This is a genomic window from Silanimonas sp. (genome assembly GCF_027531545.1).
Lineage (GTDB): Bacteria > Pseudomonadota > Gammaproteobacteria > Xanthomonadales > Xanthomonadaceae > Silanimonas.
Map to the genome: position 1 here is coordinate 42,313 of NZ_JAPZSC010000002.1, position 15,118 is coordinate 57,430.

Annotated in this window: 17 protein-coding genes; 4 read left to right on the top strand and 13 right to left on the bottom strand. The window is 68.9% G+C overall.

Annotated elements, in window-relative coordinates; genetic code table 11:
• Nucleotides 1-3: 3 nt before the first annotated feature.
• Nucleotides 4-1,089, top strand: coding sequence for an OmpA family protein (locus O9280_RS02895; protein WP_298338481.1), 1,086 nt, complete (start codon nt 4-6; stop codon nt 1,087-1,089).
• A 151-nt stretch (nt 1,090-1,240) separates the two neighbouring features.
• A complete protein-coding gene (locus O9280_RS02900) occupies nt 1,241-1,645 on the top strand; it encodes a hypothetical protein (RefSeq protein WP_298338483.1) in 405 nt (134 codons plus the stop codon).
• A 4-nt stretch (nt 1,646-1,649) separates the two neighbouring features.
• Here O9280_RS02900 and O9280_RS02905 read toward each other — a convergent pair whose 3' ends face one another.
• Genes O9280_RS02905 through O9280_RS02940 form a run of 8 tightly spaced genes read right to left on the bottom strand, consistent with a single transcriptional unit; the run spans nt 1,650 to nt 8,761 of the window.
• Nucleotides 1,650-2,681, bottom strand: a complete 1,032-nt coding sequence (locus O9280_RS02905; RefSeq protein WP_298338486.1) for a cyclopropane-fatty-acyl-phospholipid synthase family protein — start codon at nt 2,679-2,681, stop codon at nt 1,650-1,652.
• Between the two features lie 6 nt (nt 2,682-2,687).
• A complete protein-coding gene (locus tag O9280_RS02910; RefSeq protein ID WP_298338906.1) occupies nt 2,688-3,431 on the bottom strand; it encodes a DUF1295 domain-containing protein in 744 nt (247 codons plus the stop codon).
• A gap of 47 nt (nt 3,432-3,478) precedes the next feature.
• Nucleotides 3,479-4,027, bottom strand: a complete 549-nt coding sequence (locus O9280_RS02915; protein ID WP_298338489.1) for a DUF2878 domain-containing protein — start codon at nt 4,025-4,027, stop codon at nt 3,479-3,481.
• Complete coding sequence (locus O9280_RS02920) at nt 4,027-5,301, bottom strand: cyclopropane-fatty-acyl-phospholipid synthase family protein (RefSeq protein ID WP_298338909.1); 1,275 nt, start codon at nt 5,299-5,301, stop codon at nt 4,027-4,029. Before O9280_RS02920 ends, O9280_RS02915 begins: the two co-directional genes overlap by 1 nt.
• 2 nt (nt 5,302-5,303) lie before the next feature.
• The gene (locus O9280_RS02925; protein ID WP_298338492.1) at nt 5,304-6,068 is read right to left on the bottom strand and encodes a DUF1365 domain-containing protein; all 765 of its coding nucleotides are present in this window, start codon (nt 6,066-6,068) and stop codon (nt 5,304-5,306) included.
• A complete protein-coding gene (locus tag O9280_RS02930; RefSeq protein WP_298338495.1) occupies nt 6,062-7,303 on the bottom strand; it encodes an FAD-dependent oxidoreductase in 1,242 nt (413 codons plus the stop codon). Before O9280_RS02930 ends, O9280_RS02925 begins: the two co-directional genes overlap by 7 nt.
• On the bottom strand, nt 7,300-8,256 hold the full coding sequence (locus O9280_RS02935) for an acyl-CoA desaturase (protein WP_298338498.1): 957 nt from the start codon (nt 8,254-8,256) through the stop codon (nt 7,300-7,302). Before O9280_RS02935 ends, O9280_RS02930 begins: the two co-directional genes overlap by 4 nt.
• Before the next feature lie 55 nt (nt 8,257-8,311).
• Nucleotides 8,312-8,761 (bottom strand): OsmC family protein, encoded by a 450-nt coding sequence (locus tag O9280_RS02940; protein WP_298338500.1) that lies wholly within the window; start codon nt 8,759-8,761, stop codon nt 8,312-8,314.
• 92 nt (nt 8,762-8,853) lie between these two features.
• Here O9280_RS02940 and O9280_RS02945 point away from each other — a divergent pair, with 92 nt between their 5' ends.
• A complete protein-coding gene (locus O9280_RS02945; protein ID WP_298338502.1) occupies nt 8,854-9,639 on the top strand; it encodes a pseudouridine synthase in 786 nt (261 codons plus the stop codon).
• A gap of 15 nt (nt 9,640-9,654) precedes the next feature.
• Here the strand turns inward: O9280_RS02945 and O9280_RS02950 are convergent, their stop codons facing one another.
• Both O9280_RS02950 and kbl read right to left on the bottom strand, forming a co-directional pair.
• Nucleotides 9,655-10,053, bottom strand: coding sequence for an HNH endonuclease (locus O9280_RS02950; RefSeq protein ID WP_298338505.1), 399 nt, complete (start codon nt 10,051-10,053; stop codon nt 9,655-9,657).
• Nucleotides 10,053-11,267: a glycine C-acetyltransferase gene (kbl, locus tag O9280_RS02955; protein WP_298338507.1), complete on the bottom strand. Its 1,215-nt coding sequence runs from the start codon at nt 11,265-11,267 to the stop codon at nt 10,053-10,055. The genes O9280_RS02950 and kbl overlap by 1 nt, the downstream gene beginning before the upstream one ends.
• Nucleotides 11,268-11,408: 141 nt before the next feature.
• Here kbl and O9280_RS02960 point away from each other — a divergent pair, with 141 nt between their 5' ends.
• Nucleotides 11,409-12,143, top strand: a complete 735-nt coding sequence (locus O9280_RS02960) for a response regulator transcription factor (protein ID WP_298338510.1) — start codon at nt 11,409-11,411, stop codon at nt 12,141-12,143.
• Between the two features lie 54 nt (nt 12,144-12,197).
• On the opposite strand, the gene O9280_RS02965 is transcribed toward O9280_RS02960, so the two are convergent.
• Genes O9280_RS02965 through tdh form a run of 3 tightly spaced genes read right to left on the bottom strand, consistent with a single transcriptional unit; the run spans nt 12,198 to nt 15,084 of the window.
• Nucleotides 12,198-13,592, bottom strand: coding sequence for a hypothetical protein (locus tag O9280_RS02965; RefSeq protein WP_298338513.1), 1,395 nt, complete (start codon nt 13,590-13,592; stop codon nt 12,198-12,200).
• Nucleotides 13,593-14,027 (bottom strand): GNAT family N-acetyltransferase, encoded by a 435-nt coding sequence (locus tag O9280_RS02970; protein WP_298338515.1) that lies wholly within the window; start codon nt 14,025-14,027, stop codon nt 13,593-13,595.
• A 34-nt stretch (nt 14,028-14,061) separates the two neighbouring features.
• Entirely contained in the window at nt 14,062-15,084 is a 1,023-nt protein-coding gene (gene tdh, locus O9280_RS02975) for an L-threonine 3-dehydrogenase (RefSeq protein WP_298338912.1), read from the bottom strand.
• Nucleotides 15,085-15,118: the final 34 nt, after the last annotated feature.

Sequence of the window (15,118 nt, forward strand, 5' to 3'; positions counted from 1 at the left end):
ATCATGAAGAAGAATTTGCTGTGTCTGGCCGTGCTGGCCGCCTCCTTCGCCAACGTGGCCATGGCGCAGGAGTTCGATGACCGCTGGTACTTGGCTGGCAGCTCCGGAATCAACTTCCAGAGCTCGCAGCGCGCCACCGACCCGGAGTTCACGTTCGGCGTGGGCATTGGTCGTTTCTTCGCGCCGGAGTGGTCCCTTGACGCCGGGATCTATTCGACGAATGCCAGCTTCGACGGCAATGCCAACCTCAACTTCAGCCAGTACGGTGCGTCGCTCGACCTCCGTCGCCACTTCCGCGACGCCGGCGAGACTTGGTGGCCCTACGTCAAGGGCGGCGTTGGCCTCCAGCGTGCCGAGGAAGAGTTCAACGCCTTCCCGAGCCCGAATTCCCCGGGGCAGCGCAAGGACAACAACCTCGCGCTCGACTTCGGCGGCGGACTCCAGGCCGATTACGAGAATGTCGGCGTTCGTCTCGAGGCTGGTGCGCTGACCGTCTTCGACGACCAGAGCCGCATCGCACGTACCAAGGACTACTTCGTTGATCCGTACGTGAAGGCCATCTTGCTGGTGCCGCTGGGCCCGAAGGCGGCCGCCGCGGCCCCGACTCCGGCGCCCGCTCCGGCCCCGGCTCCGGTCGCCAGCTGCGAAACGCAGGACGACGACGGTGACGGCGTCAACAACTGCGTCGACAAGTGCCCGGGCTCGCAGGCCGGCCAGGCCATCGGTCCGGACGGTTGCGCCGTGCCGCTGACGATCGACCTGAAGGGCGTCAACTTCGACTTCGACCAGGCCACCCTGCGTCCGGACGCGGTGACGATCCTCAACGAGGCGATTGACATCCTGAAGAAGTACCCGCAGCTGAAGGTTGAAGTCGCCGGCCACACCGACTCGGTCGGTACCGACGCCTACAACCAGGGCCTCTCGGAGCGCCGCGCCCGCACGGTGTTCGACTACCTGACCAGCAACGGCGTCGACGCTGCCCGCCTGAACGGCCCGACCGGTTACGGCGAAGCCCGTCCGATCGACAGCAACGACACCGACGCGGGTCGTGCGAAGAACCGCCGCACCGAGCTGAACGTCCAGAACTAAGGCGTTCTCCGGCAAGGCAGGAAAGCCCGGCGAAAGCCGGGCTTTTCTTTTGTGCGTCGTTCGTCGGGCATGGCCTCCGCGGCCTTGGCTTGCCGCACCTCGTCACGCTGCGTAAGCTCCCGCCCACGTTCAGTTGCACGGAGTTACCGCCATGGCGTGTCGCCACGTCTTTTCGTTCGCCCTGACGGTCCTCGCCGCATCGACGGTCCACGCCGCGCCGGCGATTGAGCTTTCCGGTGGCCCTGCTGCCAAGCCGTCCCAGTCGCCGGTGTCGGTGCAGGCCTTCCTAGAGCGCATCCGCCCGCCGGTGGCGGCCGCGCCCGCCGCCTCGGCGCCGGGCGGCTACGTGCCGCGCACCGCGCACGACAACTCGCCTTACCGCTTCGACATGACGCAGAACGGCCGCCGCATGACCGCGGAAGAATTCGATGCGTGGATGAAGGCCCGCGGCATCCGCGTGGCGACCGGCAAGCCCGCCGGAAGCGAGCCGGCCGCCGCCGCTCCGGCCGCGGCCACCGCCCAGGCCTGCCAGCCGACGGCGACGACGTCCTGCTGAGGAATCAGCGCTTCACGAAGCGGTAGTGGGCGACGCCCCACTCCGAACCGCCGGCGTAGCCGAACAGCTCGGCGCAAGCCATCCAGAACATCCGCCAGCGCTGCGCCCACACCGCGGCGTTCTTCGCGCCGTAGGTTTCGGCCAGCACGCGATGCACTTCCTCGGCGTGGCGATCCTGGTTCTCGAGCCAATGGTTCGCGGTCTTCTCGTAGTGGATGCCCGACAGCACCCAGCGCTGTTCGATGCGCAGCGCACTCTGGAAGTGCAGCAGCGTGTCAGCGCTGGGCATCAGGCCGCCGGTGAAGAAATAGCGACCCATCCAGTTGTCCGAGCCCTCGGTCTCGAACGGGTACATCAGGCTGCGATGGCAGAAAATGTGCACGAAGAGCTTGCCGCCGGGCTTCAGCCAGCGCGCGATGTTGCCGAGCAGCGTGTCGTAGTTGCGCATGTGCTCGAACATCTCGATCGACACGCAGCGGTCGAAGGTCTCCGGGCTGAGGTCGAGCCGGTTCACGTCGGTGGTGATGATCTCGACGTTGGCCAGGCCGCGCACCGCGGCCTGCGCGAGGATGTGCTCGCGCTGCGTGCGTGAGTTGGAGACGCCGGTGATGCGGGAGTTCGGGAAGCGTTCGGCCATCCACAGCGTCAGCGAGCCCCAGCCGCAGCCGAGTTCGAGGATGCGCATGCCGTCCTTCAGCTCGGCGCGCTCGCCGTACAGCGCGAGCATCTTCTCCTCGGCCTCGTCGAGGGTCTCGTTGCCGTCCGGGTAGTAGCAGCCCGAGTACTTCAGGCGCTTGCCGAGGCTGAGCTCGAAGAAGCGCGTCGGCACTTCGTAGTGCTGCTCGTTGGCGGCGGCCGTCTCGATGGCGATCGGGCTGGAGCGCAGCTCGGAGAGCAGGGTGCGGAAGCGGGCATCGGCGCGGTCGAGGTCGCCGTCATGCTCGTCTCGAAGGCGCTGTTCGCAGAGTTTGCGAATGCCGTAGCGGGTCAGGAAGTCGGGCACGAGGCCGCGTTCGCACAGATCGATCAGCGCCATGGGTTCTCAGTTCGAAGAAGGGTCGGACGCCTTGGGCGGCCACGGGAAGAATGCACTGACTTCGTGCTGGTAGCGACGGTAGGCGTCGCCGCGGCTGCGCAGGGCCTGCGCCTCCGTCCACGGGATGCCGCTGACCCGCCACAGGAAGGCGAACATCACCACCGGGCCCAGCAGGCTCCACCAGAAGTGGGGGCCGCACCAGGCAAGCAGCACGTAAGCGAACCAGTGCACCCACTCGAAGAAGTAGTTGGGGTGGCGCGACCACGCCCAAAGGCCCACGCGGCACAGCTTGCCCCTGTTGGCCGGATCGCTGCGGAAGGCATCGAGCTGGCGGTCTGCGAGGGTTTCACCGCCGATGGCGACGATCCACACCACCACGGCAAGCAGCATGATCGGGTCGATGCCGTCGGCGTCTCCCGAGGCGGCGGCGGTGAAGGGGATCGCGAACAACGCGACGATGAGCGCCTGCACCTGGAAGAACGCGAACCAGCGCAGCGGGGAATCGCCGATGGCGGCGCGCATGGCCTGGTAGCGGCCGTCCTCCGGTTCGCGCAGCACGCGATGCATCAGGTGCAGGCACAGTCGCGAACCCCAGACGCCACCGAACACGGCGACCAGGCCGCGCGGCAATTCATCACCCTCGCCGGCGAGGCCGGCGAACATCGCCGCCAGCGCCATCAGGCCGGCCCAGGCCACGTCGACCCAGCCGGCGTTGCGCACGCGCATCGAGAAGGCCCAGACGGCCGCCATACCGGCCGCGGCGCCGACCCACGTCAGCAGGATGATGGTCCAGAAGCTCACGCCGCCGCGCCCTCGCTCGCGGCGGCGGCGGGCGCCGAGCGATGCAGGGCGTAAAGGGCAGGCATCGCCACGCCCCAGACCACGGCGAGCGCGGCCAGCGCGATCGGCAAACCGAGGCCGAATTCGACGGCGTCGAAGCCACGTGCCGCGCCCCAGTAGGCGAGGGGGCCGCCGAGGGCGCCGAAGGCGGCGGCCATCAGCCAGCGGCCGCGCAGGAAGGCCATGGAGTGGTTCAAGGTGAGCGCGAAGCCGGCCCACATCGCGAGGATCCACACCGGCGCGGCGCTTGCCCACGGCCACGGGCTGGCGAAGGCCAGCACGCCGGTGGCCGCCAGCAGCGAGTCGGCCACCACGCCCATCGACACGGCGATGGCGAGCATGCGCAGGTCGCCGCGCCGGTCCGGCGTCCAGGCGAAGTGGGCGGCGGCGTAGACCATGGCGGCCAGCGGGCCGGCCCACGGCAGGCCGTTCGCGGCGCCGATGACACTGGCGAACCACACGGCCTGGAAGCCGAGCACGTTCGCGATGAGGAACCCTTTCGGCATCACACGGACTCGGGCGCGGGCATCCACGGGTCGCGGCGGTTCATCGGCCGCGCGAACAGCAGCTGCGAGACGCCGATCGAGCGCTCGAGGAAGCCGCCCTCGCAATAGGCGAGGTAGAACTCCCACATCCGCACGAAACGCTCGTCGTATCCCAGGGCGCGCACATCGGCGAGCTTCGCCATGAAGCGCTCGCGCCAGTGGCGCAGCGTCAGGGCGTAGCTCGGGCCGAAATCCTCCTGCGAGACGAGTCGGAGATCGGTGCTGCGGCCCATCGCGCCGGTGATGGCGCTGATGGAGGGGATGAAGCTGCCCGGGAAGATGTGGCGCTTGATGAAGTCGACCGAATGCAACGCCTGCTCGTAGCGGTGGTCCTCGATGGTGATGGCCTGGACCATCGCGAGGCCGTCCGGCTTCAGCAGCGACGCGCACTTGGCGAGGTAGGTATCGAGGTACTGGTGGCCGATGGCTTCGATCATCTCGATCGACACCAGCTTGTCGTAGGTGCCGGTGAGGTCGCGGTAGTCCTCGAGCAGCAGGGTCACGCGGTCGGAAAGCCCGGCTTTGGCCACGCGCTCGGTGGCCAGGGCGTGCTGCTCCTTCGAGATCGTCGTCGTGGTGACGCGGCAGCCGAAGTGTTTCGCGGCGTGCAGGGCCATGCCACCCCAGCCGGTGCCGATCTCGACGAGGTGGTCCGACGGCTTGAGGTCGAGCTTGCGGCCGATGCGCTGGAGCTTGCGGAACGAGGCCGCTTCGAGCGTCTCGGTGGGATCCGCGAAGATCGCCGACGAGTACATCAGGTCGTCGGACAGGAACAGGCGGAACAACTCGTTGCCGAGGTCGTAGTGCGCGGCGATGTTCTTGCGCGAGCCCGCGCGGGTGTTGCGGCGGAACGCGTGCACGGCCTTGAGCAGCCAGCCGGACAGGCGGGCCATGCCGCCTTCCATCGCATCGAGCAGATCGCGGTTGAGCACCAGCAGGCGGATCAGGTCGACGAGTTCGTCGCAGCTCCACTGGCCGTCCATATAGGCCTCGGCCGCGCCGACGGAGCCGCCGGTGGCCATGCGGGCATAGGCCTCGAGGTCGTGTACGCGCAGGCGCGCGATGGGCGCGCCTGCCGCCGGTTCGGTCTCGCCGAGGCGGGTCTCTCCCAGGGCGTCGCTGATGATCAGGGTGCCATGGCGAAGGCCGCCGAGGCGCTCGAACAGGCGCGTGCGCAGCCAGCGCTCGTAGCTGCCCGATGAGGCGTTTTCGTTCGGCAGGGCGTCGGCGGGCAGGCTCACAGGCGGGCGTCCGGATTGGGATGGGGGTGGAAGGGCACGCGCTTGAGGGTCAACTTCAAGGCCTGCCAGTAGATGGCCGCGGCCACCTTCACAGTGATGAATGGATACGCGGCGAGGCATGAAGCCAGCGTGTTGCCTCGCAGCGGGCGCCGCTCCAGGGTGAGGGTGGCGTCGAACTCCCGCGAATCGCCGCTCAGGACGTCCATGTGGATGTGCAGGTCCTCGCCCGGTGGCGTGAACACCCAGTGGTAGCGGCGGTCCATGGGCAGGAAGGGCGAGACGTGGAAGGCCTTGTCGAAGCCGAAGTGCAGGGCACGGCCCTTCCGCTGGGCCTTCTCGGCGGGCAGCAGGTAGGCGTGGCGCTCGCCCCACGGGGTGTTGGTGATCTCCGCGAGGATCCAGTCGAGGGTCTCGCCGTCCTCGCGGTAGCCGTAGTAGAGGCTCACCGGGTTCTGCACGTAGCCGAAGTAGCGCAGGTGCGTCAGCACGCGGATGGGGCCGGGCGCCGGACGCCCGAGCTCGGCTTCGACCCGACGGCGCACGGCAACGTCCAAGGGCAGGGCGGCATCGCCGAAGTAGTCGCTGCGGCGGAACTCGGCGAGGTTGCGGCGGTTCACCGACCAGAACCAGCGCCGGTCGAACACGCGGTCGAGTTCGGCGAGGTCGAGCAAGGGTTGGAAGATCCGGTAGCGGAAGGCGTTGTTCGCCACCGCGAAGCGGCGGTGCTGGACGCGGCCGACGTAGAGGGCGCTGTTCACCATCGCACGCCGAGGCCTGCCGCGGCCTCGACGCCCGCGCGCATGCCGTCCTCGTGGAAGCCGAAGCCCCAGTACGCCCCGGCGAACCAGGTGTGGCGGCGGCCGTTGAGCTCGGTGCGGCGCTCCTGCGCGGCCACGCTGGCGTGGGTATAGACCGGGTGGTGGTAGGTCATCCGTGCGATCACCTTGGCCGGGTCGATGGCGGCGCTGCGGTTCAAGGTGACCACGAAGGGCTCGGGCGACTCGAGGCCCTGCAGCAGGTTCATGCAGTAGCTCACCGAGCACTCGGCCTTCGGATCGGCCGGCACGAAGGCGTTCCATGCCGCCCAGGCCTTGCGGCGCGTGGGCAGGATCCGGCGGTCGGTGTGCAGCACCACCTCGTTGCGCTGGTAGGGCATGGCGCCCAGCACCTCGCACTCGAGCGCGTCGGCATCGCCGAGCAGCGCCAGGGCCTGGTCGCTGTGCGTGGCCACGACGATCGCGTCGAAGCGGTCTTCGCCGGCGACATGCTTGACCGTCACGCCAGCCTCGTCGCGGGTGATCCGCTGCACCGGGCAGGCGAGGCGGACGTCGACCGTCCAGCGCGCTTTCAGAGCCTCGACGTAGCTCGACGAACCGCCCTCGACCACGCGCCATTGCGGGCGGCCTTCCACCTGAAGCATCCGGTGGTGGTCCATGAAGCGCACGAGGTACTTGGCCGGGAAGTCGAGGATCGTCGCCGAGGGCGAGGACCACAGCGCCGAGGCCATCGGGATCAGGTGGGCGTCGCGGAACAGGGTGGAGTAGCGGTTCTGCTCGAGGTAATCGCCCAGCGACGGCCCCGGGCCCGGATCGGCCAGCAGGGCGCCAGCCTCGCGGTAGAAGCGCAGGATCTCGCGCACCATCCGGATGAAGGACGGCGAGAGCAGGTTGCGGCGCTGGCAGAACAGGGCGTCGAGGTTGGTGGCGTTGTATTCGAGGCCGGTGGCCTCGACCTGCGCCCCGAAGCTCATCGTCGTGTCTTTCGACGCCACGCCGAGCTCGTCGAACATCCGCGTCAGCAGCGGATAGTTGTGCGTGTTGTGGACGATGAAACCGGTGTCGACGCGATAGCGCTTCCCGGCCTGCTCGACGTCATGCGTGTGCGTGTGGCCACCGAGTCGCGCTTCGGCCTCGAACAGCACGACCTCGTGTTGGCGGGAGAGCAACCACGCGGAGGACAGGCCGGCGATGCCGCTGCCGACGACGGCGACCCTCACGCGGCCTCCGCGGTCGGCTTGCGGAAGGTGTCCGGCACCGGCTTCAGGTCCCAGACGATGCGGAATAGGCTGAGCGCCTTCAACGTGTAGTACGTGAAGTCGTACTCCCACCAGCGGAAGCCCTGCCGCGCCGAGCCCGGGTAGTGGTGGTGGTTGTTGTGCCAGCCCTCGCCGAAGGTCAGCAGGGCGAGGAACCAGTTGTTGCGCGAGTCATCGCGGGTGGCGAAGCGGCGGCGGCCGAAGCGGTGCGCGAACGAGTTGATCGTCACCGTGACGTGGAACAGCACCACCGTGGAGACGAAGAAGCCCCAGATGAGCAGCTGGGGCCCATTGGTTTCCAGCGCCGGCGCGGCGGTTTCCAGCCAGCCACCGAGCAGGAAGAGGCCGACGGCAAGCAGCACGGGCACCAGGATGTCGAAGCGGTCGAGCAGGCGCAGCTCCGGGAACTTGGCGAGGTCCTTCACCGCATCGAGGTCGGTGCGGAACGCCCCGCGGGTCAGGAACCAGCCCATGTGGCTGTACCAGAAGCCCTTGTGCTTCGGCGAATGCGGGTCGTGCTCGGTGTCGCTGGCGCGGTGGTGCTGGCGATGGTGCGCCGCCCACCACAGGGGGCCGCGCTGCACGCTGCTGGCGCCGACGACGCCGAACAGGAACTGCACCGGCCGCGAGGTCCGGAAGGCCTTGTGCGAGAAGTACCGGTGGTAGAAGCCGGTGATGGCGAACATGCGCAGCGCGTAAAGCGCCAGGGCCACGCCCACCGCGAAAGGACTGATGCCGACCCAGATCACCCCGAGGCAGGCGAGATGCAGGCCGATGAAGGGGACGACGCGCAGCCAGTCGATGCGGGCGGAGGCTTCAGCATCCACCGGGTCGGCCGCGGAGGTGTCGAACCAGCGCAGGACGGCCGTCAGCGAACGACGCCAGAGGGAGGCGGGAGGGGCGGTTTCGGACATGGCGCAAGCCTAGGGGAGCGGGCGGTGAGAGCGTGGTGAACCGGCGGCGGAAGGTTCAGCGCGGTTCGACGGCGACGTCGGCGCGGATCGAGCTGCCGATGAAGCAGTTCGCGTGCGCTCGCTCGTGCAGCTTCGCCAGCTCTTCGGCCGTCGGCTGCTTGTCGCCCGAGAACACGACCTTCGGCCGCAGCGTGATGCGGGTGATGGCCATCCGTCCCTCGGCGTTCTTGTCGAGCAGGCCCGAAGCCGCGTCGTCGTAGTGGTCGACCACGTAGCTGCGCTTTGCGCAGATCGCGAGGAAGGTGAGCATGTGGCAGGAGGACAGCGAGCCGACCAGCAGGGTCTCCGGGTTCAGCGCCTCGGGGTTGCCGAGGAAGGCGGGTGCCGAGGAAGCGAGCGTATTCTGCCCGTTCTCGAACGTGAGTTCATGGTCGCGCGAGAAGGTCTCGTAGCTGAAGTCGCGGCCATGGCGCGACCAGCGCAGCGCGGCAGTGTGTTCGGACATGGGCGCTTCCTCGGAAAGTCGCGCCAAGGCTACACTCCGCCGCCGCGTCGCACATGCGGAAACCGTCAACGGCATCCGAAGGGAGAGTGACGATGAGGCGGACGCCGCGACCTCCGAAGGCCCCTGGTCGAGGCCCGCGCCGCGAGGCGCAGGGGCAGGGCACCGTCGTCCGGCATGGCGTGGCCCGCGTCATCTCCAAGGCTGGCCTCGCCTCGCGGACGCAGGCCGCGGCGTGGGTGCGCGAGGGCCGGGTCAGCGTCGACGGACGCGTCGTGTACGACCCCGAGCATCCGGTCCGCACCGGCGTGGACGAGGTCTGCGTGGATGGTCGGCCGCTGGGTTCCGAGGCGCGGGTCTATCTCGCCTTGAACAAGCCGCGCGGCCTTGTCACCACGGCGAGCGACGAGAAGGGCCGCGACACGGTCTACCGCTGCTTCGACGGCGCCGGCCTGCCGTGGGTCGCGCCGGTGGGCCGGCTCGACCAGGCCAGCGAAGGCCTGCTGCTGTTCACCAACGACCCGGCGTGGGCCGCGCGCATCACCGATCCGGCTACCGGGCCGGACAAGACCTATCGCGTCCAGGTGGAGGGCGTGCCGGGCGACGAATCGCTCGCAGCGATGATGGCCGGCCTCGACGAGGGCGGTGAGCGGCTGTCGGCGAAGTCCGTGGCCCTGCTGAAGAGCGGCGGCAAGACGGCGTGGCTCGAGGTCGTGCTGGACGAAGGGAAGAATCGGCAGATCCGTCGCCTCGCGAAGGCCGCCGGCTTCCCGGTGCTGCGCCTCGTGCGCGTCGCCATCGGCGGGCTGGACCTGGGCGAGCTTCCGAAAGGAGGCTGGCGCAGGCTGAGCGACGACGAGGCCGCGGCCCTTCGAGGCTGAGGCGTCGGGCGGTCCTCAGTGCGTCGAGCGGTCCGGTAGCGGCCGCCAGCGCGTGAGGCGCTTGGCGAGCAGCGCCGCCACGACGTCGTGGGCGCGCGCGTCCTGCGGGCCCCGGGCGTCCGGGCCTTTGCCCTTGTCCTGATTGCAGCGTCGGCAAGCCACCGCCAGGTTGCGCGGATCGTCGCGGTCGTCGCCCACCTGGGCGGTCAGCGCCGCCGCCGCGCGCAGGCCGAACCAGGCCTGCGGCACCACGTGCTCCAGCGAACTTGCGCCGAGCGCCTCGCCATCGGCCGCCACCTGCAAGCGCGTGCGGCAGTGCAGGCAGCGCGTGGTCCAGGCGCCGTCGGCCGCCTGCATCGCCTCGGCGTCGGTGGCGACGGCAAGGCGGAACAGGTGGCGGAGCTTCGCCCGCATCAGCCCGTGATGACCCCGAGCTCGCGGCCGACCTTGGCGAAGGCGGCGATGGCGCGGTCGAGGTGTTCGCGGGTGTGCGCCGCGCTCATTTGCGTGCGGATGCGGGCCTGGCCCTTCGGCACCACCGGGAAGAAGAAGCCGATCGCGTAGATGCCCTCTTCGAGCAGGCGCGCGGCAAACTTCTGCGCCAGCGGGGCGTCGTAGAGCATCACCGGGCAGATCGGGTGCACGCCGGGCTTGATGTCGAAGCCGAGCTTGGCCATTTCCGCGCGGAAGTACGCGGTGTTCGCAGCCAGACGCTCGCGCAGGTCGCCGGCTTTGGCCAGCATGTCGAACGCGGTGATGCCGGCGGCCACCACGTGCGGCGGCAGCGAGTTGCTGAACAGGTAGGGGCGCGAACGCTGGCGCAGCAGCTCGATCACATCCCGGCGACCGGTGGTGAAGCCGCCCAGCGCCCCGCCCATGGCCTTGCCCAGCGTGCCGGTGAAGATGTCGATCTTGTCCATCACGCCCTTCACCTCGGCGCTTCCGCGGCCGTTGGCGCCTAGGAAGCCGGTGGCGTGGCATTCGTCGATGTGGACCATCGCGCCGTACTTCGCGGCGAGCGCGGTGATCTCATCCAGCGGCGCGATGAAGCCGTCCATCGAAAACACGCCGTCGGTGGTGATCAGGATGTCGCGCACGCCGTCGGCGCGGGCCTGCTTGAGCTGCGCTTCCAGATCGGCCATGTCGCAGTTGGCGTAGCGGTAGCGCTTGGCCTTGCACAGGCGCACGCCGTCGATGATCGAGGCGTGGTTCAGGCTGTCGGAGATGATCGCGTCGGGTTCGCCCAGCAGGGGCTCGAACAGGCCGCCGTTGGCGTCGAAACAGGCGGCGTAGAGAATGGTGTCCTCGGTGCCGAAGAAGTCGGCGATCTTCGCCTCCAGCTGCTTGTGAAGGTCCTGCGTGCCACAGATGAAGCGCACCGAGGCCATGCCGAAGCCGTGGGTGTCCAGGGCCGCCTTGGCCGAGGCGATCACGTCCGGGTGGTCGGCCAGGCCCAGGTAGTTGTTCGCGCAGAAGTTCAGCACCGTGCGGCCGTCCTCGAGTTCGATCTCGGCCGACTGCGGGCTGGTGATGACGCGCTCGGCCTTGAACAGGCCGGCGGCGCGGATCTCGGCCAGCTCGGCGGCATAGCGGGTGAGGGCGGGGGTGACGGGGGTGTTCGGGGCCATGGCGATCGGGGTGCACGGGGCGGGGGCGGCATTATGGACCCGGGCCGGGATGTCTTCCGTTGTCCCCCGGTGCTTGACACAATTCACACTTGTAAAACATGTTGCGGAACCGGACTTCCCGATCCGGTCACCCAGGGGACCATGTCTCGCACTCTGCAAATCGGACTCGTCGAAGACGATCCCACCCAGGCCAAGATCATCTCGACGATGATCGAGAACTCGGGCATGGATTGCCTCCACTACGACACCGAGCTCGATTTCCGTCGCCGCATGGGGCCGGAATCGATCGACCTCCTGCTGCTCGACTGGAATCTGCCCGGTGTCTCGGGACTCGATCTGCTGCGCGAACTCCGGCAGACGAATGCGACGCTGCCGGTGATCTTCCTGACCGGCAACGATCAGGAATCCGACATCGTCACCGGCCTGCAGGCCGGCGCCGACGACTACATCGTGAAGCCGGCGCGCGCCGCCGAGCTGGTGGCGCGGATCAAGTCGGCCATGCGTCGCGCCGCGCCGCTCAGCAACGCCAACATCATCGAGGACGTCGAGCCCTTCGGCTTCGACCTTGATCGCCGCCGCCTCACGCTGCACGGCGAGCAGATCGAGCTCACCGACCGCGAATTCGACCTGCTGGTCTTCCTGTTCCAGCGCCGGGGCAAGGTGGTTTCGCGCGAAACCCTGCTTTCGCAGGTGTGGCGCGTCGGTCCGAACGTGGCCACGCGCAGCATCGACACCTATGTGAGCCGTTTGCGCAAGCGCCTCGGCCTGCAGGGCGACAGCGAATGGCGCCTCGAGGGCATTTACCAGCACGGTTACCGTTTGGTGCGCAGCAGCAACGACGATCCGGCCGACCTCCCCGAAGCTGACGTCGGCTGAGTCCTCGGAAGGAGGCTCCGCGCGATGCCGGGGGTTCGGCATCGCGCTCCCGGCTCAGTACCCCGCGTCGAAGCTCGGCTGCCGCACGCTGAATTCGCGGGCCGGCCCGATCGACTGCTCCACCACGGCCCAACCGTCCGCCAGCAGCGCGGCGCGTGCCCGCGGGCTGGCGTCGCGCGCGAGCAGCAGGCGCTTGTCGGCCACCCGCGCGAGCGCCGGGTCGGCGAAGAAGTCGGCGGTCTCGGGCGTCCACTGCAGCAGGTCGACGGGCAGCGCCAGCCACAGCCGCTCCTCGCCATCGCGCAGTACGAGGGCTTCGCCGAAGATCTCGAAACGCGTCGGGAAGCGCGGCCGTGCCGCCACCATCAGCTGCAGCGCATCGACCACGAAACGGGCTTCGGCCTCGCGCTGCACGCTCGCCGCCAGGCCGAGGAAGCTCTCGCAGCCGCCCTGCGGCGCCAGCTCCAGCAGCGCATCGACGGCCTGCGTCTGCAGCGTCGGGCTGTAGCGCGAGTTGTCGAAGAAGGCGTCCTGCACGTCGGCACGGCAGGCCAGCGGCGCAAGGCGCGCCGCGTTCCAGGCCTCGACTTCCTCCGGCGGCTTTTCCCACACCATGCGGTGGATGCGGCCGCTTTCGCCGAGCACCGTGCCGGCGGCCCCGCCGACCTGCCCGAGACCGAAGCCCACGCCGCGCCGACCGACGAGGGCCGACCAGGCGAGCCGGTCCATCTCGGCGCCGAGCCACGGGTTCGTGGAGTAGGGGTCGATGCCCAGTTCGCGGCCCAGTTCGCGCCGCGCCGCGTTGTAGCCGAGCCAGCGCTTCCCGAGCTTCAGCGCGACGCCGCCGCCCTTCTGCCACCAGGGTTCGGGCTCCGGCGGCAGCGGCTCCGCCTCGCGCGGGCGCAGGCTGGCGTCGAACAGGGCCTCGTCGGAGACGGCTCCATAGGCGCGCTCGCCCAGGTCGGAGGCCTGTCGTCCGTAGCGCGTGGCACGACGGCCGAACACCCGCAACATGCCGGCCGGCAGGCCGATGACGCTCTCCACTGGCCGGGTGACCACACCGGCCAGGGCCTCGCCGGTCTGCACCAGCGAAGAGGCCGCCGCGCGGCCCGCGGTGCCGGCCGCGCCCTGGGCGCGCAGGCGGCGCACCACCTCCATCTCGACGGCGCGGATCTCGAGCAGGTCGAGGCTTTCGACGCGCAACTGGGCGGGCTCGATGTCGTCCACGCCCGGGCCGTGAGGGCGCAGCACGAACTGCGCCATGCCGCCAACGATGGTCGCGCAGGGCGAGGCGCTGAAGTCCTCGGCGCCGAGCAGGGTGGGCGAGGCGAGCGCCGCCGCGGGAAGGGCATCCGGGCCGCAATCCGGGGCAGACGCGTGGGCAACGGCATGGGCGAACAGCAGGCCCGCCGCCAGCCAGGCGCGGGGTTCACGGAGAAGCGAAGGCATTCAGTCGAAGCGTTTTTCGAGGTAGTAGCGGGTGTAACCGGGCGGATTGTCCGCCTGCTGGCCGAACTGCCGGTAACCGAGCCGCTCGTAGAAGCCCAGCGCCTGGAACTCGATGGTTTCGAGGTACACGCCGAGCGCCCCGCGCTGGCGCGCCCAGTGTTCGGCCTGGTCGAGCAGCTGCATGCCGATGCCCGTGCGCCGGCGTTCCGGCAAGACGGCCAGCATGTCGACGTGCAGCCAACCCAACCCGTACTGGCCGGCCAGCCCACCGACGAGATCGTCCTCGGCGTCGAGCGCGGTGATCACCATCGGCAGCCAGTCGGGGCGGCCGATGAAGCGCGCGTTGTAGTCGCGAAGCATCTCGCGGATGGCGAGGGCCTTCTCGCCGTCGAGGTCGGGGTCGACGGCGATGCGGACGCTGGAGGCGGAGCACATGGGCGTGGCCTCGTGGGGAGGGGGATGCTGCGGGTCAGTTCCAGCTGCAGACGACCTTGCCGCAGATGCCGGCATCCATCAGGTCGAAGCCGCGCTGGAAATCGTCGATATGGATCTGGTGCGTGAGCACCTTCTGCAGCGGGAAGCCGGTGAGCACCATCTGCGTCATCTTGTACCAGGTCTCGTACATGCGCCGGCCGTAGATGCCCTGCACCGTGAGCCCCTTGAAGATGATCTTGTCCCAATCCACGCCCGTGCCCTTGGGCAGGATGCCGAGCAGCGCGATCTTGCCGCCGTGGTACATGCAGTCGAGCATGTCGTTGAAGGCGCGCGGGTTGCCGCTCATCTCGAGGCCGACGTCGAAGCCCTCCATGTGGAGGTCCTTCATGACGTCCTTCACCGACTGCTTCGAGACGTTCACGACCCGCGTGGCGCCCATGTCGGCGGCCAGCTTCAGGCGGAAGTCGTTGACGTCGGTGACGACGACGTTGCGCGCGCCGATGTGCTTGCAGATGCCGGCGGCGATGATGCCGATGGGGCCCGCGCCGGTGATCAGCACGTCCTCGCCGATGACGTCGAACTCGAGCGCGCAGTGCGCGGCGTTGCCGTAGGGGTCGAAGAACGCGGCCAGTTCCGACGGAATCTGGTCGGGGATCGGCCACAGGTTCGATGCCGGCATGGCGATGTATTCGGCGAAGGCGCCGGCGCGGTTCACGCCGATGCCGACCGTGTGCGGGCACAGGTGTTGCTTGCCGGCGCGGCAGTTGCGGCAGACGCCGCAGACGATGTGGCCTTCCGCCGAGACGCGGTCGCCGACCTTGTAGCCGGTGACGCCGTTGCCGAGTTCGACGATGCGCCCGACGAATTCATGGCCGATGACGAGGCCCGGCGTGATGGTGCGCTGGCTCCACTCGTCCCACTTGTAGATGTGCAGGTCGGTGCCGCAGATGGCGGTCTTCTCGAGCTTGATCAGCACCTCGTTGGGGCCGATCTGCGGGACCGGCACCTCTTCCATCCAGATGCCTTTTTCGGCGTGGCGCTTCACCAGCGCCTTCATCATCATGCCCATCAGCGTGCTCCCGGGGCCCTCG